Genomic DNA, 22,338 nt, shown 5'->3' on the forward strand with positions numbered 1-22,338 from the left:
CCGTGGTCGCGCCGCGCATGGATATCGCTTCCGAATCCCGATCCGCCCCGCACGCCGCTGCCGCGGTGCCGGTGCTGGCCTGGCTGAGCGGCCGCGCGCGACCGTACACGCGCCCCGGCAGCTGCAGCGCGATCGACAAGTGCGCCGTCGTCGGCCGGGTGCGGATCGGCGAGCACGGGCTGGAAGGCGACGAGCAGGGCGACCGCCGCGTCCACGGCGGCGCGGACAAGGCCGTGCACCATTACCCCTTCGATCATTACCGGCGCTGGCGCGAGGAGCTCGGCGCGCATGCGCTGCTGGACGCGCCGGGCGCGTTCGGCGAGAACCTCAGCAGCGTCGGCCTGGACGAGGCGAGCGTGTGCCTGGGCGATCGCTATCGCTGCGGCGGCGCGGTGCTGGAAGTCAGCCAGGGACGGCAGCCGTGCTGGAAGCTCAACGACCGCTTCGGCGTCGCCGACATGGCGCGGCGGGTGCAGGCCAGCGGGCGCACCGGCTGGTACTACCGGGTGGTGCGCAGCGGCGAAGCCGAAGCCGGCGACGCGCTGGCGCTGATCGAACGGCCGTGGCCGCACTGGAACCTGCAACGCTTGGCGACCCTGCTGTACACGCGCACCCTGGACCGCGACGAACTGCGCGCCGCCCTGGCGCTGCCGCTGGTGCCGTCGTGGCGCAAGCTGGTCGAGAACCGCCTGGCGCGCGACGCGGTCGAGGACTGGGGCTCGCGCATCGAGGGGCCGGCATCGGCGTGAGCGGGCGCTCGGCCAGGCCGGGCTCGCCTACACTGGCGTCCCGACCGCCACCCGCCCGAACGATGTCCGCGATCCGTTTCGATGCCGAAGAAAAAGCGTTGCTGGTCGGCAAGCTGCAGGCCTATTTCGAGCGCGAGCTCGGGCAGCCCTTAGGGCGCTTCGACGGCGAGTTCCTGCTCGACTTCGTTTCCGAGCAGATCGGCGCGCACTACTACAATCGCGGGGTGCGCGACGCGCAGGCCTTGCTGGCGGCCAAGTTCGACGACATCGCCGACGCCTGCTACCAGCTCGAGCGGCCGACCGAGTTGCGGCGCTGAGTCAGCCCGCGGCGGCGCGCGCGTCGCCGGCGGCGGCGAAACAGGCGCGGGTCGGCGCGCTGAGGATCAGCACCGCTTCCTGGCGGAAGCGTCGTTTGTAGGACTCGGCGATCTCGACCACGCGGCGGCGGCCGTCCGCGCTGTCGACGTGGACCAGATCGATCGCGCGCGAATCCTCCTGTTCGATCTGGCCGCTGGCGCCGCGCCATTGGCCGCGGGCCGAGTAGACGGTCAGGCCGTCGGGAAAGCGCGGCGTCACCACCTCGGCCAGGAACGCCTGCCATTGCGCCTCGCTTACCGGTCCATCGGGGCTGTTCATGCCGAACAGCATCCGATCCAGGCGGCGTTCGCTGCAGGCGCCGGGCGTGAGCGGCAGCGGCGCCAGCGAGGCGCAGCCGGACAGCGCGCACAGCAGCGCGGCCACGGCGAGGCGCAACGGCGGTCGCGGCGGTGCGTGGCGTAGGGCGAGCGGCATGACGGCGTCCCGGTGAGCGGTGGGCTCATCTTGCCAGGATGAACCGCGCGGATACGCCGGTCGCGGCACGGCGTATCTGCGATGGCCGTCGCAGGTGCGCGCGCGGCGCCGGCCTAACCTGCAGATTCGCTTCGAACCGCGCGCGCGGCGCCGGCGGACCGCGCCTCCACCATGCCCTCGCGCCGTTTGCGTTCGGCCGTGTTCCTCAGTCTGGGAGCGCTCATGAGCACTTCATTCGCGCAGGTCCGGTTGCAGGCCCTGCAGCCCGACGATGCCGACTACGCGCCGCTGCTGGCGCTGGCGCAGCCGCGCGCCGAGCAGGCGGTCGGCTTGCCGCTGCAGTTGCAGGTCGACCATCTGGACCGGCAGGGCGATTGGGCGTTCTTGTTGTCGCGCATGCGCGCGCCGGACGGCAACCGGATCGACTGGAAGCGCACCGACTACGCCGAGCAGGCCGCCGCGGGGGCGATGTCGGAACGTTACGCCGCGCTGTTCAGGCGCGACGACGGGCAGTGGCGATTGATCGCGCAGGCGGTCGCGCCCGGCGACGTGGCCTGGGAGACGTGGCCGCAGGAACACGGCGCGCCGGCGAGCCTGTTCGGCTACTGAGCGTTCGCCGGCGGCGAAGCGCGCGTTGCGCGCCATCGCAGGCACGCCGTCGCCGCGCTGCGGCAGCGGCCGCAACGCGACGAAGGCGGCGCCGCGCGCGCTGCGCTCAGCGCGGCTTGGACAGGATGTACCAGTCGCCGCTGGCGCCGCCCCAGCTGATCTCCTGGGTGCCGTCGGCGTTGCGGTTGTTGGAGCCGATGAATTGCGGCTTGCCGTTGGCGTCCAGGCCGGCGAACAGCACCGTGTGCGATTGCCGCGAGTTCTGCATGATCACCACGTCGCCGGGCTTGGCCTGGCTGACGTCGACCCGCTTCCAGCCTTCGTCGATGAGCCGGTCGCGCAGATTGACCACCGAGTCGGTGTGCCAGTCGATCGCGCCGGCCTTCTGCAGGCAGGCAGTGACGAAATTGGCGCAGCACACGTCGCTGGGCACGTTCGGGTTCATCGGGATCTCGCCGCTGCGCTTGAGGTCGCTGGCGTCGCGGCCGAGGAAGCGCTTGGCGATGTCGGCGGCGTTGCCGCGTCCGGTGTCGACTCGGGTGTCGGTATCGACCCGGTTGTCGGTGTCGATGCGGCCGTCGCCGCGGCCCTCGCTCAACCCGTCGAGCTTGAGCGTGTCGCCGGCGAAGATCAGGTCGCGATTGTCGATCTGGTCGTTGAGCGACATCAGCCGCTCGACCGTGGTCTGGAACAGCAGGGCGATTTCGGACAGGGTATCGCCGCGGACGATGTTGTGGATCATGGTGACTCTCCCGTCGAGCGTGTGCCGGATACGGAGAGCAGCCCCCTGACTGCGTCTGCAGGCGAGTGTCCCGCCGTGCCGCGGCGCGCGACAGCCGGGGCGTGCCCTAGCTAGGGCGCGCCCGAGCACCGCAGTGCGATCGCGCGCACGAAACGAACGTTCGCATGAGGCGAGTAACCCGGCGGCAGGTTCCTGTAGGAGCGGCGTAAGCCGCGACCACCGCAGCGGTGTGCGCGAGCGGAGTATCCGCAGCGACGAAGCATCGAGCGCGAGGGGGCATGGGCTTCGGATGCTGCGCTTGCGTGCGTCTCTTCGGTGGTCGCGGCTTACGCCGCTCCTACAAGAGCAGGCCGCCGGTAGCAATTCCAACAAAAAACGGCGCGCCTGGCGGCGCGCCGTTTCGGTGTTGCGCGCATCGCGGCCTGGGCAGCCGCGACGCGGATCAATCGCCCAGGGTCAGCAGCGAGGCGTTGCCGCCGGCCGCGGTGGTGTTGACGGTGATGGTCTTCTCGGTGGTGAAGCGCGGCAGATAGTGCGGGCCGCCGGCCTTGGGGCCGGTGCCGGACAGGTTCTGGCCGCCGAAGGGCTGCACGCCGACCACCGCGCCGATCTGGTTGCGGTTGACGTAGCAATTGCCGACCTTGACCCGCGCGCTGATCCGGTCGATGGTCTCGTCGATGCGCGAGTGGATGCCCAGGGTCAGGCCGTAGCCGGTGGCGTTGATCGCGTCGATCACCGCGTCCAGCTGATCGGCCTTCCAGCGGATCACGTGCAGCACCGGGCCGAACACTTCCTTGTGCAGCTGGTCCAGCGACTTCAGCGCGTAGGCGCGCGGAGCGAAGAAGCTGCCGTGGGCGCTGTCGGCGTCGACCGCGACTTCGCCGATCTTGACCGCTTCCTTGTCCATGCGCGCGGCATGGTCGACCAGCATCTTCAGCGCGTCCTCGTCGATCACCGGGCCGACGTCGGTCGACAGCAGGCCGGGGTTGCCGACCTTCAACTCGGCCATCGCGCCGGCGAGCATGTGGGTGACCTTGTCGGCGATGTCGTCCTGCACGAACAGCACGCGCGCCGCCGAGCAGCGCTGGCCGGCCGAGGTGAAGGCCGAGCCGATCGCGTCCTTGACCAGTTGTTCCGGCAGCGAGGACGAGTCGGCGATCAGCGCGTTCTGGCCGCCGGTCTCGGCGATCAGCACGCCGATCGCGGCGTCGCGCGCGGCCAGGGCGCGGTTGATCGCGCGCGCGGTGTCGGTCGAGCCGGTGAAGGCCACGCCGGCCACGCGCGGGTCGCGGGTCAGCGCCGCGCCGACGGTGGCGCCGTCGCCGGGCAGGAACTGCAGCACCGCTTCGGGGATGCCGGCTTCGTGCAGCAGCTTGACCGCGTAGTAGCCGATCAGGTTGGTCTGCTCGGCCGGCTTGGCGATGACGCTGTTGCCGGCGGCCAGGGCGGCGGAGATCTGGCCGAGGAAGATCGCCAGCGGGAAGTTCCACGGGCTGATGCAGACGAACACGCCGCGGCCGGACAGGTGCAGGGTGTTGGATTCGCCGGTCGGGCCCGGCAGCGCTTCCGGCGCGAACAGCTTGCGCGCGTGAGCGCCGTAGTAGCGCAGGAAGTCGACTGCCTCGCGCACTTCGGCGACGCCGTCGGGGATGGTCTTGCCGGCTTCCTTGGTGCACAGCGCCAGGTACTGCGGCATGCGCTGCTCGAGCAGGTTGGCGGCGTGCTCGAGGATCGCGGCGCGGCTCGCGGCCGGGGTCGCGTCCCAGCCTTCCTGGGCGGCGACGGCGTTGCTCAACGCCCGCTCGACCGTGGCGCTGTCGGCGGCCTGCCACTGGCCGACGGTCTCGCGGCGGTCGGCCGGATTGGTGACGGCGATGTCCGGGCCCTGCACGGTCGCGCCCGGCACCAGCGGGGCGGCGCGCCAGTCGCCGACGGCGGCGTTGACGGCGGCGGCGAGGGACTGCAGTTGCTGATCGTTGGCGAGATTGACGCCCATGGAATTGGTCCTGTCGTAGCCGAAGCTGCGGTAGAGGTCGGCCGGAAGCGGAATGCGCGGATGCGGAATGCTGTCGAAGCCGGACACGGTCTCGACCGGATCCTGGATCAGGTCCTCGATCGCGATGTCCTCGTCGGTGATGCGGTTGACGAAGCTGGAGTTGGCGCCGTTCTCGAGCAGGCGGCGGACCAGGTAGGGCAGCAGGTCTTCGTGCGAGCCGACCGGGGCGTAGACGCGGCAGGGCGCGTCGAGGCGGTCGGCCGGAATGACTTCGGCGTACAGGTCGTCGCCCATGCCGTGCAGCTTCTGGAACTCGAAGTGCTGGGCCCGGCCCATCGACTGGGCGCGACGGTGGATCGTGGCGATGGTCTGGGCGTTGTGGGTGGCGAACATCGGGTAGATCGCGTCCGCGGCTTCCAGCATGCGCCGGGCGTTGGCCAGGTAGGACACGTCGGTGTTCGGCTTGCGGGTGAACACCGGATAGCCTTCCTGGCCGTCGATCTGGGCGCGCTTGACCTCGCTGTCCCAGTACGCGCCCTTGACCAGGCGCACCGGGATGCGGCGGCCGTGGCGGCGGGCCAGGTCGGCGATGAAGTCGATCGCCTCCGGGGCGCGCTTCTGGTAGGCCTGGATCGCCAGGCCGTAGCCTTCCCAGCCGTCCAGCGACGGGTCGGCGTAGGCGGCGGCGATCACGTCCAGCGACATCTCCAGCCGGTCGGCTTCCTCGGCGTCGATGGTGAAGCCGATGCCGTAGCCTTTGGCCAGTTGGGCCAGCTCGAGCACGCGCGGGGTCAGCTCGGCGAACACCCGGGCGCGCTTGGCGTGCTCGTAGCGCGGGTGCAGGGCCGACAGCTTGACCGAGATCGACGGCGCGGCGAATACGTCGGCGTTCTTGTCGTTGCCCCGAGCATCGCCTTGGCGATGCGGAGAGAAATGTTTGCCGATCGCGTGGATCGCGTCGCGGTAGGCCTGCAGGTAGCGCAGCGCGTCCTTGGTGGTCAGCGCGCCTTCGCCGAGCATGTCGAAGGAATAGCGGTAATTGGCGTTGTCGCCCTTCTTCGAGCGTGCCAGGGCCTCGCCGATGGTGCGCCCCATCACGAACTGGTGGCCCATGATCCGCATCGCCTGGCGCACCGCCAGCCGGATCACCGGCTCGCCGACCCGGCCGACCAGGCGCTTGAAGGCGTTGTGGACGTCGCGCTTGGTGTCGTCGGCCAGATCGACCAGCTTGCCGGTCAGCATCAGGCCCCAGGTCGAGGCGTTGACCAGGACCGAGTCGGACTGGCCCAGGTGGCGCTTCCAGTCGGCGTCGCCGAGCTTGTCGCGGATCAGCTTGTCCGCGGTCTCCTGGTCCGGAATGCGCAGCAGGGCCTCGGCCACGCACATCAGCAGTACGCCTTCCTCGCTGCCCAGGTCGTACTGGCGCATGAAGGCTTCGATCGCGCCCTGGTCCTGGGCGCGGGCGCGGACCCGCCGGACCAGGTCGGCCGCGGTCGCCTGGGCGGCGGTGCGGTCGGCATCGGGCAGGCGCGCGAGTTCGAGCAGGCCGCGCACGTGCTGGGCTTCGTCGCGGACCCAGCCGGCGGTGAGCGCGGCGCGCGGACCGGCCGCGGGCGGCGGCAGTTCGGGGCTGATCAGCGCGCTCGGCGCGGAGGCGTGCGAGCGCGGCGGCGGGCCGTCGCTGGCGACGGCGGAGGAGGCGTTGGTGGACATCGGACCCGGGACGGGGGGAGGAAGACGGCCATTTTAGAGCTTTCTATCGGTCCCGGCCTGTATGGCGAGCCGGGGCGCGCCGGCGGCCGGCGAGCGGCCGGGAACGCGCCCTCGTCGCGCCCTCGACGTGCCCGCGCTGCGCGCCGGAACCGGCTCGATTGCGCGAAAGCCCGCCGTTGCTGGCTTTGCGCGCGATTTTTCCTGTCCATGCGGCGGGTTGCCGCAGGGCGGGGCGACCGCTACCATTTCGCGGTTATCCGTAGCGCCGATGCCGGCGTGATGGGCCCTCATCAGGGCTCGCCAGCCACCTCTTCCCGCAAGGTCCCCGCGCTCAGCCAGAATCGGCGCGGCCGGCGCCCGGGAAGGGCAGCCCGCGGAGCGCGCGTTGAACACCACACTGATTTTCTGGGGCTCGATCTGATGAAAGCCGGTAGTTTCAAGCAGTGGGCAGTGGGCATCGCCGCGATGGCCTTGCCGGTTCTCGCAGTCGCCCAGGCGGCCGATCCCAAGCCGTGGCAGCTCAACATGGGCGAGGGCGTCACCGCACAGTCGGCCAACGCCTATTCGGCGCACATGCTGGCGCTGTGGATCTGCGTGATCATCGGCCTGCTGGTGTTCGGCGCGATGGCCGTGGCCATGTTCAAGTTCCGCAAGTCCAAGGGCGCCGTGGCCGACAAGGACTTCACCCACAGCACCAAGCTGGAGATCGTCTGGACCGTGGTCCCGGTCGCCCTGCTCGTGCTGATGGCCTTCCCGGCCACCAGCAAGCTGATCAACATGTACGACACCCGCGACTCGGCGATGACGGTGAAGATCACCGGCTACCAGTGGATGTGGAAGTACGAGTACCTGGGCCAGGACGTGGCCTTCACCAGCCGCCTGGACCGCAAGAGCGACCAGCTGCGCCAGAGCAAGAAGAAGATCACCGTCGCCGACCACGAGCACTACCTGCTCGACGTCGACAACGTCCTGGTGCTGCCGACCGACACCAAGATCCGCTTCGTGATCACCGCCGACGACGTGATCCACGCCTGGTGGGTGCCGGCGCTGGGCTGGAAGCAGGACGCGATCCCGGGCATCGTCAACGAGGCCTGGACCGAGATCAAGCAGCCGGGCGTCTACCGCGGCCAGTGCGCCGAACTGTGCGGCAAGGACCACGGCTTCATGCCGATCGTGGTCCGCGCCCTGCCCAAGGCCGAGTACCAGCAGTGGCTGGCCGAGCAGAAGGCCAAGAACGCGCCGGCCCCGGCCGCCGCGCCGGCGGCTCCGGCCGCTGCGCCTGCCGCCGCCCCGGCCGAAGCCGCGCCGGCCGCGGCCGCCGCTCCGAATTCCGACACCACGGCCGCCGCTCCGCGCGCTGCGACCGTCGGTTGATCGTCAAGCATTCATCAGAGGTAGGCCATGGCAGTCACGCACCCCGTCGCCGATCAGCACGATCACCACGATGATCACGCCCACCAGCAGGGCTTCATCGAGCGTTGGTTCTTCTCGACCAACCACAAGGACATCGGCACGCTGTATCTGATCTTCAGCTTCGTGATGTTCATCATCGGCGCTGGATTCTCGGTCTACATCCGCGCCGAGCTGGCCGAACCGGGCCTGCAGCTGCCGGGCGGCCCCGAGTTCTTCAACCAGATGACCACCATGCACGCGCTGGTGATGATCTTCGGCGGGGTGATGCCGGCCTTCGTCGGCCTCGCCAACTGGATGATCCCGCTGCAGGTCGGCGCGCCGGACATGGCGCTGCCGCGGATGAACAACTGGTCCTTCTGGATCCTGCCGTTCGCCTTCACCCTGCTGCTGATGACCCTGTTCCTGGACGGCGGCGCCCCGGCCGGCGGCTGGACCCTGTACCCGCCGCTGTCGCTGCAGGGCGGCTCCAACGTCGCCTTCGCGATCTTCGCCATCCACATGATGGGCATCAGCTCGATCATGGGCGCGATCAACGTCATCGCCACCATCCTCAACATGCGCGCCCCGGGCGTGGACCTGTTGAAGATGCCGATCTTCTGCTGGACCTGGCTGATCACCGCCTTCCTGCTGATCGCGGTGATGCCGGTGCTGGCGGGCGCGGTGACCATGCTGCTGACCGACAAGTTCTTCGCCACCTCGTTCTTCAACGCGGCCGGCGGCGGCGACCCGGTGATGTTCCAGCACATCTTCTGGTTCTTCGGTCACCCCGAGGTCTACATCATGATCCTGCCGGCGTTCGGCGTGGTGTCGGAGATCATCCCGACCTTCAGCCGCAAGCCGCTGTTCGGCTACCAGGCGATGGTCTACGCCACCGCCTCGATCGCCTTCCTCTCGTTCATCGTGTGGGCGCACCACATGTTCACCGTCGGCATGCCGCTCGGTGGCGAGATCTACTTCATGTTCGCGACCATGCTGATCGCGGTGCCGACCGGCGTGAAGGTGTTCAACTGGGTCACCACCATGTGGCGCGGCTCGATCTCGTTCGAGGCGCCGATGCTGTGGGCGATCGCGTTCGTGATCCTGTTCACCATCGGCGGTTTCTCCGGCCTGATGCTCGCCATCGTCCCGGCCGACTTCCAGTACCACGACACCTACTTCGTGGTCGCCCACTTCCACTACGTGCTGGTGACCGGCGCGCTGTTCTCGATCATCGCCGCGGTCTACTACTGGTGGCCGAAGTGGACCGGCCGGATGTACAACGAGGGCATGGCCAAGTTCCACTTCTGGTGGACCATGGTGTTCGTCAACCTGTTGTTCTTCCCGCAGCACTTCCTCGGCCTGGCCGGCATGCCGCGCCGCATTCCCGACTACAACGTCGTGTTCGCCGACTGGAACCTGATCAGCTCGATCGGCGCGTTCGGCATGTTCCTGACGCCGTTCATGATGGCCTTCATCCTGTGGCGCTCGAAGGTCTCCGGCGTCAAGGCCGAGGCGCGTTCCTGGGAAGGCGCCAAGGGTCTGGAGTGGACCGTGCCGAGCCCGGCGCCGCACCACACCTTCGCCACCCCGCCGGTGATCCGCGACGGCGACCTCGCCCACGGCGACATCACCCACTGACCGGACCGCGCCGCGGAATGCGACGCGCGCCCCGGGCGCCGCGCCGCCTTCCTGGCCACAGACGATGAACCGTCCGCCGACCGATCCGCAGGATCTCGCCCGCCGCCGCGCCGCGGCGCGACGCACGGCCTTGTGGTTCGGCGCCGCGGCGGTGACGATCTACGTGTTGTTCATCCTCAGCGGGGTGCTGTCGAAATGAACGAACGCGACGCCCAGACCGTCGAAGCCCGCCGCCAGGCCGGGCCGAAGATGACCCGGACCATGATCCTGGTCGCGCTGGGCGCGTTCGGCTTCACCTTCGCCCTGGTGCCGATGTACCGCATCGCCTGCGAGAAGGTGTTCGGCATCCGCCTCGAGCGCGGCGCCGGCCAGGCCCAGGCGCAAGCCGCGCCGGCCGCGGCGCGCCTGGTCACGGTGCAGTTCGACGGCAGCGTCAATTCCAAGCTGCCCTGGGACTTCAAGCCGCACCAGCTGAGCATGAAGGTGCGCCCGGGCGAGCAGTACGAGACCACCTACTACGCGCGCAACACCACCGACCGCGCCATCGTCGGCAGCGCCTCGCCGTCGGTCGCGCCGGCGCGCGCGTCGGGCTATTTCAACAAGACCGAGTGCTTCTGCTTCACCGCCCAGACCCTGCAGGCGGGCGAGTCGCGGGAGATGCCGGTGCGCTTCATCGTCGACCCGAACCTGCCGGCCGACGTGCACACGATTACGCTGTCCTATACCTTCTTCAAGAACGACGTGCTCACCGCGCGCCTGCAGCAGGGACCGGTCTCCAAGGCCGCCTCCTCGCCGCTGGCGGCGCCGTAAGCTGGCTCAGCACCCACAGGAACGCCGCCATGGCCCACGCCCATACGCCAGACGCCAATCACTATTTCGTGCCGCACAGCAGCCGCTGGCCGTTCCTCGGCTCGATCGGCCTGTTCACGACCATGATCGGCATCGCCAGCTGGCTCAACGAAGTCAGCTGGGGCAAGCCGGTGTTCTTCGTCGGCCTGGCGATGATGGTCGGCGTGCTGTTCGGCTGGTTCGGCGACGTGGTCCGCGAATCGGTGCGCGGCCACTACAACAAGCAGGTCGACGTCTCGTTCCGGATGGGGATGATCTGGTTCATCTTCTCCGAGGTGATGTTCTTCGCCGCGTTCTTCGGCGCGCTGTTCTACGCCCGCCAGTTCGCCCTGCCGTGGCTCGGCGGCGACGGCGACGGGGTGATGACCAACAGCCTGCTGTGGCCGGAATTCAGCGCGGCCTGGCCGAGCTCGGGCCCGGGCCAGGTCGGCGGCCACTTCCAGACCATTCCGGCCTGGGGCCTGCCGCTGCTCAACACGATGATCCTGCTGACCTCGGGCGTGACCGTGACCCTGGCCCACCACGCGCTCAAGGGCGCGCACCGCAAGGCGCTGCTGGTGTGGCTGGGCCTGACTGTGGCCCTGGGCTGCCTGTTCCTGTTCTTCCAGGCCGAGGAATACATCCACGCCTACAAGGAACTGAACCTGACCCTGGGCTCGGGCATCTACGGCTCGACCTTCTTCATGCTGACCGGCTTCCACGGCGCCCACGTCACCCTGGGCACGATCATGCTGGCGGTGATCTGGTTCCGCTGCCTCAAGGGTCATTTCAGCAAGGACAACCATTTCGCCTTCGAAGCGGTGGCCTGGTACTGGCACTTCGTCGACGTGGTGTGGCTGGGCTTGTTCCTGTTCGTCTACGTGCTGTAAGCGCGCAGGCAGTACCGACGACGAAAGGCCGGCAGCGATGCCGGCCTTTCGCGTTTACGGGGACGGAGGGGGTTAAGCGGGCTTAACCCCCTCCGTCCCTGGGCTTGCTGGGCCTGCGCAAGCTGCAGGCCGTGGTGCCGCGCAGGCGGGCATCGGAGACTTCAACGTCTTGTCGCGGTGGAGCCCTGGATCCCCGCGTTCGCGGGGATGACGGTAGGTGGGTTTCGAGGAATGGCCGTAGGCAGCTTTCGCGGGATGGCCGTGGCTGGGATTCGCCGCGTCTGCGTCGGGCCGTCCTGCCCGCGCAGGCGGGCATCCACAGACTTCAGCGCCATAATAGGCAGCCGGGCCGTGCCGCTCCGGTCGCCTCAGCCCGGGTTGGAGCCCACGCCGTGCGGGGTGATCCAGCCCATCCAGATCGACACGATCACGATCAGGATCAGCGCCACCGACAGCGCGATGCGCCGGGTGAGCGCGTTGACCGTGCGCTTGCTCTGCCCCTTGTCCACCAGCATGTAATACAGGCCCGCGCCCAGGTTCCACAGAATGACCCCGAGGAACGCGATAACCAGCAGGACCTTCAGCTCTTGGCTCATCGCGGCCTCCTTGGGTGCGCGCGCGGGTGCGAAGCGCGGATTATCGCAGTCCGCTCGGAGGATGGGGTGAGCCGTCGCGGCAGCCTGCTGTTCGGCTGGGCGCTGGCGCTGGGCGCGATCGCCTTGTTCGCCAACCTGGGCCTGTGGCAGGCGCGGCGCGCGGTCGAGAAGCAGGCCATGCTCGACGCCGCGGCCCAGGTGCTGCGCGAACGCCTGCCGCGGCCGTTGTCGGCGGCGGCCGATCCGGCGCGGCGCGCCACGGTCGACTGGGCCGCGGGCTTGGGCCGCTTCGACGAACGCGGCGCCTTGTTGCTCGACAACCAGCAACGCCACGGCCGCGCCGGCGTGCGCGCCTACCGCATCTTCCTGCCGCGCCAGGGCGCGCCGTTGCTGGTCGACCTGGGCTGGCTGCCGCTGGCCGGCGACCGCCGTCTGCCGGCGATCGCCCGTCCCGAGGGCGAGGTCGCGCTCAGCGGCCTGCTCGCGCCGCCGCCGTCGCCGGGCATCGCGCTCGGTCCCGGCCTGGCGCGCGAAGGCGAGGCCTGGCTGCTGACCCGGGTCGATCCGGCCGCGATCGCGTCGGCCGCCGGGATCTCGGTGCCGTTGGCGCCGCGCGTGCTGCGCCTGGATCCGGCGTTGCGCCTGGGTTACGACCGCGACCTGGAACTGCTCGCCAACACCTTGCCGCCGGACAAGCACCGCGGCTATTCCCTGCAGTGGTTCGCCCTCGCCGCCGCGGTGCTGATCACCGCCCTGATCCTGACTTTCCGCCCGCGCCGCGCCCGCCCATGACCGACACACCGAACCAGACCGTTTCCCCGCAGCAGCGCAAGCGCAACCGCCTGACCCTGCTGCTGATCGCCGCCTTCTTCTTCGTGCCGATGCTGGTCGCCGGGTTGCTGCGCTTCTCCGACCTGCACCCGGCGGTGAACCGCCAGCACGGCGAGTTGCTGGAGCCCAAGCCCGACCTGCGCCGGCAGCCGCCGCAGCTGGCCGACGGCCGTGCCTACGACTGGAATCCGGGCGCGCGCACCTGGCGGATCCTGGTCGCGCCGCCGTCCGGCTGCGCCGCCGCCTGCGTCACGTTGTCGCGCCAGCTCGACACGGTCTGGCAGTTGTTCGGCAAGGACGCCGACCACGTCGAGCTGCTTTGGGTCGGCGAACCGCCGGCCGGTGCGGCGCGTCCGGCCTCGTTGCGGGTGCTGGCGCCGTCGCCGGCGCTGAGCGCGGCCCTGCCGCGGCTGAACGACCCGGCCGGGGTGCCGGTGTACGTGGTCGACCCGAACGGCTTCGTGATTCTGCGTTACGCTCCCGGCTTCGAGCCGGGCGGACTGCGCGCGGATCTGTCCAAACTGCTGAAACTGATGTGAGCGACCGGCGGTCGCGCGCGCCCTGCGGGCGTCGCCGCGGCCGGCCGCTGCGGGAACCCTTTCCAGAATGAGCGTAACCGGCAAAGGCCTGGCGACCCCGGGCCTGTACAAGAACTTCCACCGCATCGCCTGGCTGGCGGTGGGGCTGGCGCTGTGCGTGATCGTGTTCGGTGCCTTCGTGCGCCTGTCCCACGCCGGCCTGAGCTGTCCGGACTGGCCGACCTGCTACGGCCGCGCCGCCTGGCCGACCACGCCGCACGAGATCGGCGACCACGCCGCGACCCAGATCCGTCCGGTCGAAGTCGACAAGGCCTGGCGCGAGCAGTTCCACCGCATGATCGCCGGCCTGCTCGGCGTGCTGACCCTGACCCTGGCCCTGGTTTCGGCGCGCCGCCGCAGCAAGGGCGTGGCTCAGGTGCTGGCCGCGGCGGCGGCGGTGGCGATCGCGATTCCGCTGTACATGCGCGGACAGCATGTCGCCGCATCGGCGCTGGCGATCCTCGGCGAGGGCATCCTGCTCGCCGCGGCGCTGCGCTGGAGCAATACCGACCTGTCGCGGGCCAGCGCGCTGACCCTGGCGGTGATCATCTTCCAGGCCCTGCTCGGCATGTGGACGGTGACCTGGCTGCTCAAGCCGATCGTAGTCATGGGCCATCTGCTCGGCGGCCTGCTGACCTTGTCGCTGCTGGTCTGGGTCGCCTGGCGCGCCACCGACCGGCCGATCCGCCTGGCCGACGCGCCGGCGCTGTGCCGCTGGATCGCGCTCGGCGTCGCCGTGCTCGGCGTGCAGATCGCGCTCGGCGGCTGGACCAGCGCCAACTACGCCGCGCTGGCCTGCGGCAACGACTTCCCGACCTGCGTCGGCCAATGGTGGCCGCGCCACGACTTCGGCGAGGGCTTCGTGCTCTGGCGCGGCATCGGCGTGGATTACGAAGGCGGCATCCTCGACGGCGAAGCGCGGATCGCGATCCAGCTCGCCCACCGGATCATGGCGCTGGCGGTGTTCGTCTATCTGATCGGCCTGGCGGTGAAGCTGCTGCGCACCCCGGGCCTGCGCGGCTGGGCCAGCCTGCTCGCCGCGCTGACCCTGCTGCAGGTCGGCCTGGGCATCGCCAACGTCAAGCTGGGCCTGCCGCTGGCGGTCGCGGTGGCGCACAACGCCGGCGCCGCGTTGCTGCTGTTCGTGCTGGTCTCGCTGCTCGCGCGCCTGCGCACGCCGGAGCCGTGATGAACGCCGCCACCCGCCCCACCTTCAAGCAGTACTGGGACCTGACCAAGCCGCGCGTGGTCGCGCTGATCGTGTTCACCGCGATCGTCGGCATGTTCATGGCCGTGCCTGGCTGGCCGCCGCTGCGCGAGTCGGTGCTGGGTTTCCTCGGCATCTGGCTGGCCGCGTCCTCGGCGGCGGCGATCAACCAGCTGCTGGATTCGCGCATCGACGCCAAGATGGCGCGCACCTCGTGGCGGCCGATCGTCGCCGGCCAGGTCAGTCCGACCCAGGCCCTGGTGTTCGCGCTGATCCTGGCCGCGGCGTCGATGCTGATCCTGGTGCTCTGGGTCAACGCGATCACCGCGCTGCTGACCTTCGCCTCGCTGATCGGCTACGCGGTGATCTACACCGTCTACCTCAAGCGCGCCACGCCGCAGAACATCGTCATCGGCGGCATCGCCGGCGCGGCGCCGCCGCTGCTGGGCTGGGCCGCGGTCACCGGCATGCAGGGCGAGTGGGACTGGGCCCACGCGCTGCTGCTGGTGCTGATCATCTTCGTCTGGACCCCGCCGCATTTCTGGGCGCTGGCGATCTTCCGCCGCGCCGACTACGCGCGGGCGATGGTGCCGATGCTGCCGGTCACCCACGGCGTGGCCTACACCCGCTGGCAGATCCTGTTCTACACCATCCTGCTGGCGGTGGTCTCGGTGCTGCCCTGCGTGTTCGGCATGAGCGGCTACTTCTATCTGTTCGGCGTGCTGGTGCTGGACGCGATGTTCCTCTACTACGCCTGGCGGCTGATGAACCCGCCGGACGAGCTGTACGCGATGAAGGTGTTCAACTACTCGATCGTCTATCTGATGGTGCTGTTCGCCTTCCTGATGATCGACCATTGGCTGCCGACCTCGCTGCAGCCGGCGCCGTTGTTCCAGTTGCAGCGCGCCGGCTGAGCCGCGCTCAGCGGCACCAGCGCTGGTGGCTGGCGTAGGCCTCCTGCAAGGTCGCCGAATCGCCGTCCTGGGCCATTTCCTCGATCTGCCGGCCGAGTTCGCGGCAGGGCGCGGCCGGATCGCCGCCGCCGAACAGGCGGCCGATCGAGCGCAGGACGCTCTGCGGCGAGCGCGGCGCGGCCATGCGGAAGCGTTCGACGCCGGCGCCGGGCAGGGCCGGCGCGGCGCGCGCGAACGGATCGCGCGCGGCGAAGCTCAGGCCGCGGTCGGCCTGGCGGCGGGCCTGATCGATGAAATCGGCCGACAGGCCGGTGGGCGGGTCGGCGCTGGCCGGCGCGATGGCGGCCGGCGATGTCGGTAACGAGGTCGCGTGCGTCGATGCGGGCGCGAGCGGTCGCCCGACGGCGGCCGTGGCGCGACGCGGCTGTGCCCGGACCGGTTCGCTGCGCGCGGGTGAGGCCGGCGCGGTCGGCGGCGGCGTGCGCACGATCCAGTACAGCTGGGTTTCCACCGCGGTCGCGATCGGCGGCGCGCTGCGCAGCAGCTTGTGCGCGGTCCAGGCCAGCAGGGCGTGGACGACGATGACGACGGCGCCCGCGACGACGCGGTCGTGGCGATCCTTGCCTGGGGAATGCATGACGTCCTCGCGATGCAGTGCGGGGAGTGTAGGCGCGGCCCGGGCGCGGACCCTGACTGGCAGCGAACCGGCGCGACGCCGGCTCAGTCGGCGACGTCGTCGCTCGCCGGCGATGCCGACGCATGGGACCGGCGGGCATACCGCGCCGCGACCTGGGCGCAGACCAGCAACTGGATCTGGTGGAACAGCATCACCGGCAGCACGATCGCGCCCAGCGCCGAACCGGCGAACAGCACCTTGGCCATCGGCACGCCGGTGGCCAGGCTTTTCTTCGAGCCGCAGAACACGATCGCGATCTCATCGCTGCGGTCGAAGCCGAGCCGGCGCGCGGCGACGGTCAGCGCGATCATCACCGTCGCCAGCAGCAGGACGCAGATCGCCAGCAGCAGATAGACCGATTCCACCGGTGTGCTCTGCCACAGTCCGCTGGCCATCGACGCGGCGAATGCGGCATACACCACCAGCAGCACCGTGCCCTGGTCGGTGTAGCGCAGCAGCGCGCGCCGTCGCGCCACCCAGGCGCCGATCCACGGCCGCAGCAGATGGCCGGCGACGAAGGGAACCAGCAACTGCAGCACGATCTTGCCGATCGCTTCGGCCGGGTCGGCCATCCCGCCGTGCGCGCCGACCAGCGCGCTCATCAGCAACGGGGTCAGGAACACGCCGAGCAGGCTGGACGCCGAGGCGCTGCAGACCGCGGCCGGGACGTTGCCGCCGGCCATCGAGGTGAACGCGATCGAGGACTGCACGGTCGAGGGCAGGCAGCACAGGAACAACAGACCCAGGTACAGCTCCGGCGTCAGTCCGCGCGTGGCCAACGGCTTGAGCGCCAGGCCGAGCAGCGGGAACAGGGCGAAGGTGGCGGCGAAGATCAGCAGATGCAGGCGCCAATGCGTCGCGCCGGCGAGGATCGCCTCGCGCGACAGGCGCGCGCCGTGGAGGAAGAACAGCGCCGCGATGGCGACGTCGGTGAAGCGGTCCAGCGCTGCGGCCGGCGCGCCGGACAGCGGCCAGGCCCAGGCCAGCGCGACGGCGGCCAGCAGGGCCAGGGTGAAGCGGTCGACGTGCAGGCGCATGGGCCGGGATTGGGGATTGGGGATGGGTAAGGGCGATCTTGCCTTGTCTTGGGGCAGAGGGGGCTGGGGTGTGCCGTGCATCAGGCGCGGCCAGGGCCGACGTGGCGTAGATCGCCATTGGCCTGGCGGTGTCTTTCCGAAGCCGTCATGCCCGCGAAGGCGGGCATCCAGAGACTTCAGAGTCGTGCCTCGATGAAGCCCAGGATCCCCGCTTTCGCGGGGATGACGGTAGGCGGGTTTCGTCGCCTCAGCAGGGGCGCACGCGCTCGGCGATTTCGGCGGCGCTGTCCGGGGTCACGTACCAGCGGCCCGGGTCTTCGTATTCGAAGTCGATCGCGACTTCCGCCGCTTCGCGGTTGATGCGCATGATGCACACCCGCCACGGCGCCTTGCCGGCGACGTGGGTGGCCAGGCGCAACTGTTCCAGGCGGTTTCCGATCTCCGCGCCCGACGGCGTCAGCGCCTCGCCGGGCTGGCCCTTGTCGTAGCGGAAGCCGTTCAAGCGGCTGATGCCTTCGCCGTACCAGGCGATCAGGGCATAGCCGTCCCAGGGCCGCTCGCCGGCCTTGGGGTCGACCACGATCAGGCGCGCGATCTCGCCGAGCAATTCGTCTCTGTTCATGTCCAACCTTGGGCGTTCGGGTTAGGCGCGGGCTGCGATCAGCTCGTCCATCTGCTCGCTGTCGACCCGGTCGTACCGCTGTCCGGCCCGGTTGTCGAAGCTCACGCGCTGATCGTAAACCCTGCCGCCGTCGGCCGGGTCGATCACCTCATAGGAAATGCGAACCCGGTCCGGTCGATCGGCGCCGCGCGGGCTCAGATCGATGGCGATGCGCACGTCCATGCCCTGGTCGATCCAGGCCGCCCATTCGTTCTCCAGGGTCTTGTAGGTGCCCATGTTGAAGTTGCCGTTCTGCGGGAACAGGTTCTTCAGGCCCTGGTCGGTGACGAAACGGTGACCGAACACGTGCCCGCCCTGGTCGCCGTCGATGCCGCGGTCGGCGGCGTCGCGTTGCGCCTGGGTTTCGGCATCGCTGCGGTCGAGGTCGCTGAACACGGTGCGCAGGGTGGCTTCGGCATGCACCGGACGGCCTTGCTCGTCGACGGTCCAGCGCGCGTCGTTGACCTCGCCGCCGTCGGGGTTGACCACCCGCGCTTCGATCTGCTCGGTGCCGGCGGCGACGCGCCCGGCATAGTCCTCGCGCACCGCCGGGCCGCTGCGTTCGTTCACGGCGCGGTCCAGGCTCTCGCCGAACGCACCGCGCAGCGCATGCAACTGGCTCGCGTCCAGCCGCTCGGCCAGGCCGTTGGCGAGGATCTCGCGCTCGGCCAGCGGCAGCGCGTTCAGCGTCGCCGGCGAGAGCCCGACGGCGGCCGCCGTCGCGTCGTCGCCGTCGAGCGGCGCGCCGGCCGACGGAAGCAGGGAATCGACGGAACGGAAGTTCAGCGGGTCGGTCATCGCCAGGGCCGGCAGCGCAGGACGCCGCCGACCTTAGCGAGGCGAGCGCTGCGGGCCCAGTTAGGGAAAACCCCAGGAGCGAGGAGTGAGGAGTGAGCGCAGAGTAGCGAGTAGCGAGCGACGGCCCGCTTTACTTACGCCTCACTTCTCCAAACTCACTTCTCGCTTTCGCCGATCAGATGCTCCTGCCAGAACCGCATCACCGCCGCGCCGAAGAAATCGCTGTTGGCTTTCTTCTGGAAGCCGTGGCCTTCGTCGTCGAACATCAGGAACCACACCGGCTGGCCGTTGCCGCGCACCGCTTTCACGATCTGCTCGGCTTCGGTGTAGGGCACGCGCGGGTCGTTCTTGCCCTGGGCGACGAACAGCGGCGAGCGGATCTTGCCGGCGTTCTTCAGCGGCGAGATGCGATCGAACACCGCCTTCATCTGCGGGAGGCGCTCGTCGCCGTATTCGGCGCGGCGCAGGTCGCGGCGGTAGGACTCGGTATTGGTGAGGAAGGTGCCGAAGTCGGAGATGCCGACCACGTCGACCCCGGCGCGGATCCGGTCGCTGTAGTGCATCAGCGAGGACAGCACCATGTAGCCGCCGTAGCTGCCGCCGTAGACGCCGACCCGTTGCGGGTCGAGTTCGGGCTGTCGGGCGATCCAGTCGAGCAGGGCGCCGATGTCCTTGACCGAGTCCTCGCGCTTTTCGGCATTGTCCAGGCCGAGATAGGTGCGGCCGTAGCCGGCGGAGCCGCGCACGTTCGGCACCAGCACCGCCGCGCCGAGTTCGTTGGCCAGGAACTGGGCGGTGGCGCTGAAGCTGGGCAGCGACTGCGCTTCCGGGCCGCCGTGGATCTGCACCACCACCGGCAGCTTCTTGCCGGCCGGCACCTGCGCCGGCTTGTAGTAGAAGGCCGGAATCGTGCGCGGCCGGCCGTCGACCTGGTCGAAGGTCGGGTAGCGCACCAGGCTGGGAGCGACGAATTTCGACGCGTCCAGGCCGCCGACTTCGCTGCGGGTCCAGCGGGTCAGCTGGGCCGGCGCCAGGTCGATCACGTAAACGTCGCTGGGCGAGGTCGCGGTGTTGATCGACAGGGCGATGCGGCGGCCGTCGGGCGAGAACTCGACCCCGCCGATCACCCCGACCGGCAGCTCCGGCAGGGTCACTTCGCGATGCCCCGGCAGCGCCAGCACGCGCAGCTTGCCGATCCCGTCCTCGTTGCTGACCAGGGCCAGGTGGCGGCCGTCGGCGGCGAGCGCGAGGTTGTCCACGTCCCAGGGGATGCCGGCGCTGAGCAGCTCGAACTTGCCGCTGGCCGGTTCGTGCCGGCGCAGGGTGGCGAACTCCTGCGGCTTGCCGTCGAGCGGCTCGTCGGAGACGTAGTACACCGCGCGGCCGTCGTGGGAGAAGCGGAAATGGCTGATCGAGGCCTTGCCGCCGTCGACCGGGAACAACTGCAGCTTGCCGGTCTGCAGGTCGACCAGGCCCGGGTAGGACTCGGCGGCCGAGACGTACTTGATCACCAGCAATTGCTTGCCGTCCGGCGAGAAGTCCGAGGCGCTCCAGTTGCCGCCTGCGGTGACCACCGCGCGCGGCTTGCGCGTGGCCAGGTCCATCACCCACACGTCGGTGTCGGTGCCGTTGCGCAGGGTGCTGCTGTAGGCCAGCTGCTTGCCGTCGTGGGAGAACAGCGGGCTCTCGTTGCGCGACTTGCCGTCGGTCAGCAGGGTGGTTTCGCGGCTGGCCAGGTCGAACCAGTGCAGCTGCCAGAACTCGTTGCCGCCGACGTCCTTGGCGAACACGAAGCCCTCGTGGCCGGCCGGCGCGGCGGTGAGGCTGCCGACCGGTTCGCGGTAGAAGGTCAGCTGCTCGCGCATGCCCAGCGGCTGGCAGACCCGGTGCGCCTGGGTGGTCTCGGCGAAGCGGGTGCCGATCAGCAGGCAGCCGTCGCCGGTCCAGCCGCCGAGCCCGGCGCCGCGGGTGTTCTGGTAGCGGTTGAGGCGCTCCAGCAGTTCGGCGGGAATCTCCGGCAGGTTCTCGCTGACCCGATTGCCGTGCTGTTCGCGTTTGATCGCGGACGAGGGTTGGGCGTGGACGCCGGCGCAGGCCAGGGCCAGCGCGGCGACGGACAGAACGTGGCGCAGCGACATCGGCGGTTCCCCCTGGTCGAATCGGATCGAATCGGATCGAAACGGGCGCCGGCCGCGGCGCGGCCGGCGGACAGCCGAGCTTAGCCGGTCGCCGCGAACCGCGCGCCCTCCCGAAAGTCACGGCAGGCGCGGCGCGCCGTTTGGCTTAGAGTGCCGCGATCGCCGCCCGGGTCCGTTTGCAGGAAGAGGGCGGCAGCGTTCGCAGGAACGCGCCATCCAGGGACGAACGCGTCGCGCGGCCGCCGGCCGTATTTCAGGGAGGAAACATGATCGACCGCAGAGGATTCCTGCTCGCCGCCGCGGGCTGGCTGGCCGCGGCCTGCGCAGGCCGCGCCCGCGCCGATGCCGGCGCACTGCCGGCTTGGGCGCCGCCGTCGTGGGCGCCCTACCCGCAGGCGATGGCGATCGACGGCTGCTGCTTCCTCGGCAACGAGGACGGCGAAGCCGACGCGCCGCTGGCGCCGGCGGCGATCGCCGATGCGCGCGCCAGCGGCTTGCGCGCGCTGCAGGTCACGGTCGGGCCGGTGGCGCGCTACGAGAACGCCTACGAGTCGACGGTGCGCGACCTGGCCTACTGGGAGCGCGAGTTCGTTCGCCACCCCGACCTGTTCCTGCCGGTACGCGGCGCCGCCGACCTGGAACGCGCGCACCGCGAGCGCAAGCTCGGCATCGTGTTCCATTTCCAGGACAGCGCGCCGATCGGCGAAAAGCTGGAACGGGTCGACGACTTCCAGCGCCTGGGCGTGCGCACGGTGCAGCTGACCTACAACCTGCGCAATCTCGCCGGCGACGGCTGCATGGAGCCCGGCGACGCCGGGCTGAGCCGGTTCGGCCAGCGCCTGATCGAGCGCCTCAACGAGCGCCGCCTGCTGCTGGACCTGGCCCACAGCGGGCGCCGCACCGCGCTGGAGGCGATCGCCGCTTCGAAGGCGCCGGTGCTGATCAGCCACACCGGCTGCGCCGCCCTGGTCGACCGGCCGCGCAACAAGACCGACGCCGAGCTGCGTGCGGTGGCCGAAGGCGGCGGCGTGGTCGGGATCTACCTGATGCCGTTCCTGCGCGAGAGCGGGCAGGCGACCGCGGCCGACGTGATCGCGCACCTGGAGCACGCCTTGCGCGTCTGCGGCGAGGACCACGTCGGCATCGGCACCGACAATGCGCTGTCGCCGGTGCGCTTGACCGAGGCCTACAAGCGCATGCACCGCGACACGGTGCGCGAGCGCCAGCGGCTGGGCGTATCGGCGCCGGGCGAGCACGAGGACGTGTACCTGTTCGTGCCCGAGCTCAACCACGCCCGCCGCTTCGAGCGCATCGCCGCGATGCTGGCGCAGCGGGGCCATTCCGACGCGCGCATCGGCAAGCTGCTGGGCGGCAATTTCGCCCGGGTGATGAGCGAGGTGTGGGGCTAATGCTCCTGTAGGAGCGGCGTAAGCCGCGACAACCGAAGCGGTGAACGCAAGCGTCCTTGCCAAAACCCGCGTATCGCAGGGGTAGGAGCGACGCAAGTCGCGACCAACCGAAGCGGTGTACGCAAGCGTCCGCGCCGAAGCCCG

22 protein-coding genes are annotated in these 22,338 nt (G+C 69.9%); 13 read left to right on the forward strand and 9 right to left on the reverse strand.

Annotation, left to right across the window (positions count from 1 at the left end; all coding sequences use genetic code 11):
- Nucleotides 1–17 precede the first annotated feature (17 nt).
- Together K4L06_RS08730 and K4L06_RS08735 are read left to right on the forward strand one after the other, a co-directional pair.
- Nucleotides 18–749, forward strand: a complete 732-nt coding sequence (locus K4L06_RS08730) for an MOSC domain-containing protein (RefSeq protein WP_221671025.1) — start codon at nucleotides 18–20, stop codon at nucleotides 747–749.
- Nucleotides 750–811: 62 nt separating this feature from the next.
- Entirely contained in the window at nucleotides 812–1,066 is a 255-nt protein-coding gene (locus K4L06_RS08735; protein ID WP_221671026.1) for a DUF2164 domain-containing protein, read from the forward strand.
- A 1-nt stretch (nucleotide 1,067) separates the two neighbouring features.
- Here the strand turns inward: K4L06_RS08735 and K4L06_RS08740 are convergent, their stop codons facing one another.
- On the reverse strand, nucleotides 1,068–1,541 hold the full coding sequence (locus tag K4L06_RS08740) for a DUF3574 domain-containing protein (protein WP_221671027.1): 474 nt from the start codon (nucleotides 1,539–1,541) through the stop codon (nucleotides 1,068–1,070).
- A gap of 222 nt (nucleotides 1,542–1,763) precedes the next feature.
- Between K4L06_RS08740 and K4L06_RS08745 the strand changes: the two genes are divergently transcribed.
- A complete protein-coding gene (locus tag K4L06_RS08745) occupies nucleotides 1,764–2,150 on the forward strand; it encodes a hypothetical protein (protein WP_221671028.1) in 387 nt (128 codons plus the stop codon).
- Nucleotides 2,151–2,256: 106 nt separating this feature from the next.
- On the opposite strand, the gene K4L06_RS08750 is transcribed toward K4L06_RS08745, so the two are convergent.
- Together K4L06_RS08750 and putA are read right to left on the reverse strand one after the other, a co-directional pair.
- A complete protein-coding gene (locus K4L06_RS08750; RefSeq protein WP_221671029.1) occupies nucleotides 2,257–2,892 on the reverse strand; it encodes a LysM domain-containing protein in 636 nt (211 codons plus the stop codon).
- 442 nt (nucleotides 2,893–3,334) lie between these two features.
- Nucleotides 3,335–6,526 carry a bifunctional proline dehydrogenase/L-glutamate gamma-semialdehyde dehydrogenase PutA gene (putA, locus tag K4L06_RS08755; protein ID WP_255595570.1) on the reverse strand — a complete coding sequence of 1,064 codons (3,192 nt, stop codon included), beginning with the start codon at nucleotides 6,524–6,526 and terminating at the stop codon, nucleotides 3,335–3,337.
- Nucleotides 6,527–7,066: 540 nt separating this feature from the next.
- On the opposite strand from putA, the gene coxB reads away from it, so the two are divergent.
- From coxB to K4L06_RS08775, 5 genes are all read left to right on the forward strand, one after another.
- Nucleotides 7,067–7,975 (forward strand): cytochrome c oxidase subunit II, encoded by a 909-nt coding sequence (gene coxB / locus K4L06_RS08760; RefSeq protein ID WP_255595571.1) that lies wholly within the window; start codon nucleotides 7,067–7,069, stop codon nucleotides 7,973–7,975.
- A 27-nt stretch (nucleotides 7,976–8,002) separates the two neighbouring features.
- On the forward strand, nucleotides 8,003–9,631 hold the full coding sequence (ctaD, locus tag K4L06_RS08765; protein ID WP_221671032.1) for a cytochrome c oxidase subunit I: 1,629 nt from the start codon (nucleotides 8,003–8,005) through the stop codon (nucleotides 9,629–9,631).
- A gap of 64 nt (nucleotides 9,632–9,695) precedes the next feature.
- Nucleotides 9,696–9,830, forward strand: a complete 135-nt coding sequence (locus tag K4L06_RS22590) for a hypothetical protein (RefSeq protein WP_255595026.1) — start codon at nucleotides 9,696–9,698, stop codon at nucleotides 9,828–9,830.
- Nucleotides 9,827–10,441, forward strand: coding sequence for a cytochrome c oxidase assembly protein (locus tag K4L06_RS08770; RefSeq protein ID WP_221671033.1), 615 nt, complete (start codon nucleotides 9,827–9,829; stop codon nucleotides 10,439–10,441). Before K4L06_RS22590 ends, K4L06_RS08770 begins: the two co-directional genes overlap by 4 nt.
- A 29-nt stretch (nucleotides 10,442–10,470) precedes the next feature.
- Nucleotides 10,471–11,349, forward strand: a complete 879-nt coding sequence (locus K4L06_RS08775) for a cytochrome c oxidase subunit 3 (RefSeq protein ID WP_221671034.1) — start codon at nucleotides 10,471–10,473, stop codon at nucleotides 11,347–11,349.
- 368 nt (nucleotides 11,350–11,717) lie between these two features.
- On the opposite strand, the gene K4L06_RS08780 is transcribed toward K4L06_RS08775, so the two are convergent.
- Nucleotides 11,718–11,945, reverse strand: coding sequence for a twin transmembrane helix small protein (locus K4L06_RS08780; RefSeq protein ID WP_221671035.1), 228 nt, complete (start codon nucleotides 11,943–11,945; stop codon nucleotides 11,718–11,720).
- A 66-nt stretch (nucleotides 11,946–12,011) separates the two neighbouring features.
- On the opposite strand from K4L06_RS08780, the gene K4L06_RS08785 reads away from it, so the two are divergent.
- The 4 genes from K4L06_RS08785 to cyoE all read left to right on the forward strand — a co-directional run bounded on the left by K4L06_RS08785 (nucleotide 12,012) and on the right by cyoE (nucleotide 15,475).
- A complete protein-coding gene (locus tag K4L06_RS08785; protein ID WP_221671036.1) occupies nucleotides 12,012–12,737 on the forward strand; it encodes an SURF1 family protein in 726 nt (241 codons plus the stop codon).
- Nucleotides 12,734–13,315 carry a hypothetical protein gene (locus K4L06_RS08790; RefSeq protein WP_221671037.1) on the forward strand — a complete coding sequence of 194 codons (582 nt, stop codon included), beginning with the start codon at nucleotides 12,734–12,736 and terminating at the stop codon, nucleotides 13,313–13,315. Before K4L06_RS08785 ends, K4L06_RS08790 begins: the two co-directional genes overlap by 4 nt.
- Before the next feature lie 67 nt (nucleotides 13,316–13,382).
- Nucleotides 13,383–14,543: a COX15/CtaA family protein gene (locus K4L06_RS08795; protein ID WP_221671038.1), complete on the forward strand. Its 1,161-nt coding sequence runs from the start codon at nucleotides 13,383–13,385 to the stop codon at nucleotides 14,541–14,543.
- Complete coding sequence (gene cyoE / locus K4L06_RS08800) at nucleotides 14,543–15,475, forward strand: heme o synthase (RefSeq protein ID WP_221671039.1); 933 nt, start codon at nucleotides 14,543–14,545, stop codon at nucleotides 15,473–15,475. The genes K4L06_RS08795 and cyoE overlap by 1 nt, the downstream gene beginning before the upstream one ends.
- Nucleotides 15,476–15,482: 7 nt before the next feature.
- On the opposite strand, the gene K4L06_RS08805 is transcribed toward cyoE, so the two are convergent.
- The 5 genes from K4L06_RS08805 to K4L06_RS08825 all read right to left on the reverse strand — a co-directional run bounded on the left by K4L06_RS08805 (nucleotide 15,483) and on the right by K4L06_RS08825 (nucleotide 20,785).
- Entirely contained in the window at nucleotides 15,483–16,112 is a 630-nt protein-coding gene (locus K4L06_RS08805) for a hypothetical protein (protein WP_221671040.1), read from the reverse strand.
- An 83-nt stretch (nucleotides 16,113–16,195) separates the two neighbouring features.
- Nucleotides 16,196–17,188, reverse strand: coding sequence for a bile acid:sodium symporter family protein (locus K4L06_RS08810; RefSeq protein ID WP_221671041.1), 993 nt, complete (start codon nucleotides 17,186–17,188; stop codon nucleotides 16,196–16,198).
- A 247-nt stretch (nucleotides 17,189–17,435) separates the two neighbouring features.
- Complete coding sequence (locus K4L06_RS08815; RefSeq protein ID WP_221671042.1) at nucleotides 17,436–17,810, reverse strand: hypothetical protein; 375 nt, start codon at nucleotides 17,808–17,810, stop codon at nucleotides 17,436–17,438.
- Nucleotides 17,811–17,831: 21 nt separating this feature from the next.
- Nucleotides 17,832–18,647: a DNA/RNA non-specific endonuclease gene (locus K4L06_RS08820; RefSeq protein ID WP_221671043.1), complete on the reverse strand. Its 816-nt coding sequence runs from the start codon at nucleotides 18,645–18,647 to the stop codon at nucleotides 17,832–17,834.
- A gap of 155 nt (nucleotides 18,648–18,802) precedes the next feature.
- Nucleotides 18,803–20,785 (reverse strand): alpha/beta fold hydrolase, encoded by a 1,983-nt coding sequence (locus tag K4L06_RS08825; RefSeq protein ID WP_221671044.1) that lies wholly within the window; start codon nucleotides 20,783–20,785, stop codon nucleotides 18,803–18,805.
- Nucleotides 20,786–21,051: 266 nt separating this feature from the next.
- On the opposite strand from K4L06_RS08825, the gene K4L06_RS08830 reads away from it, so the two are divergent.
- Nucleotides 21,052–22,194, forward strand: a complete 1,143-nt coding sequence (locus tag K4L06_RS08830; protein ID WP_221671045.1) for a membrane dipeptidase — start codon at nucleotides 21,052–21,054, stop codon at nucleotides 22,192–22,194.
- Nucleotides 22,195–22,338: the final 144 nt, after the last annotated feature.

The sequence above is a fragment of the Lysobacter sp. BMK333-48F3 genome, from assembly GCF_019733395.1.
Classification (GTDB): Bacteria; Pseudomonadota; Gammaproteobacteria; order Xanthomonadales; family Xanthomonadaceae; genus Lysobacter.

What these genes read in the sequence shown, in the direction of transcription:
- K4L06_RS08830 (WP_221671045.1), top strand. Translation starts at nt 21,052, where the DNA reads ATGATCGACCGCAGAGGATTCCTGCTCGCCGCCGCGGGCTGGCTGGCC.
- ctaD (WP_221671032.1), top strand. Translation starts at nt 8,003, where the DNA reads ATGGCAGTCACGCACCCCGTCGCCGATCAGCACGATCACCACGATGAT.
- cyoE (WP_221671039.1), top strand. Translation starts at nt 14,543, where the DNA reads ATGAACGCCGCCACCCGCCCCACCTTCAAGCAGTACTGGGACCTGACC.
- K4L06_RS08810 (WP_221671041.1), bottom strand. Translation starts at nt 17,188, where the DNA reads ATGCGCCTGCACGTCGACCGCTTCACCCTGGCCCTGCTGGCCGCCGTC.
- K4L06_RS08770 (WP_221671033.1), top strand. Translation starts at nt 9,827, where the DNA reads ATGAACGAACGCGACGCCCAGACCGTCGAAGCCCGCCGCCAGGCCGGG.
- K4L06_RS08780 (WP_221671035.1), bottom strand. Translation starts at nt 11,945, where the DNA reads ATGAGCCAAGAGCTGAAGGTCCTGCTGGTTATCGCGTTCCTCGGGGTC.
- K4L06_RS08735 (WP_221671026.1), top strand. Translation starts at nt 812, where the DNA reads ATGTCCGCGATCCGTTTCGATGCCGAAGAAAAAGCGTTGCTGGTCGGC.
- K4L06_RS08750 (WP_221671029.1), bottom strand. Translation starts at nt 2,892, where the DNA reads ATGATCCACAACATCGTCCGCGGCGATACCCTGTCCGAAATCGCCCTG.
- coxB (WP_255595571.1), top strand. Translation starts at nt 7,067, where the DNA reads ATGGCCTTGCCGGTTCTCGCAGTCGCCCAGGCGGCCGATCCCAAGCCG.
- K4L06_RS08805 (WP_221671040.1), bottom strand. Translation starts at nt 16,112, where the DNA reads ATGCATTCCCCAGGCAAGGATCGCCACGACCGCGTCGTCGCGGGCGCC.
- K4L06_RS08795 (WP_221671038.1), top strand. Translation starts at nt 13,383, where the DNA reads ATGAGCGTAACCGGCAAAGGCCTGGCGACCCCGGGCCTGTACAAGAAC.
- K4L06_RS08775 (WP_221671034.1), top strand. Translation starts at nt 10,471, where the DNA reads ATGGCCCACGCCCATACGCCAGACGCCAATCACTATTTCGTGCCGCAC.
- K4L06_RS08820 (WP_221671043.1), bottom strand. Translation starts at nt 18,647, where the DNA reads ATGACCGACCCGCTGAACTTCCGTTCCGTCGATTCCCTGCTTCCGTCG.
- K4L06_RS22590 (WP_255595026.1), top strand. Translation starts at nt 9,696, where the DNA reads ATGAACCGTCCGCCGACCGATCCGCAGGATCTCGCCCGCCGCCGCGCC.
- K4L06_RS08825 (WP_221671044.1), bottom strand. Translation starts at nt 20,785, where the DNA reads ATGTCGCTGCGCCACGTTCTGTCCGTCGCCGCGCTGGCCCTGGCCTGC.
- K4L06_RS08730 (WP_221671025.1), top strand. Translation starts at nt 18, where the DNA reads ATGGATATCGCTTCCGAATCCCGATCCGCCCCGCACGCCGCTGCCGCG.
- K4L06_RS08745 (WP_221671028.1), top strand. Translation starts at nt 1,764, where the DNA reads ATGAGCACTTCATTCGCGCAGGTCCGGTTGCAGGCCCTGCAGCCCGAC.
- K4L06_RS08740 (WP_221671027.1), bottom strand. Translation starts at nt 1,541, where the DNA reads ATGCCGCTCGCCCTACGCCACGCACCGCCGCGACCGCCGTTGCGCCTC.
- K4L06_RS08815 (WP_221671042.1), bottom strand. Translation starts at nt 17,810, where the DNA reads ATGAACAGAGACGAATTGCTCGGCGAGATCGCGCGCCTGATCGTGGTC.
- K4L06_RS08790 (WP_221671037.1), top strand. Translation starts at nt 12,734, where the DNA reads ATGACCGACACACCGAACCAGACCGTTTCCCCGCAGCAGCGCAAGCGC.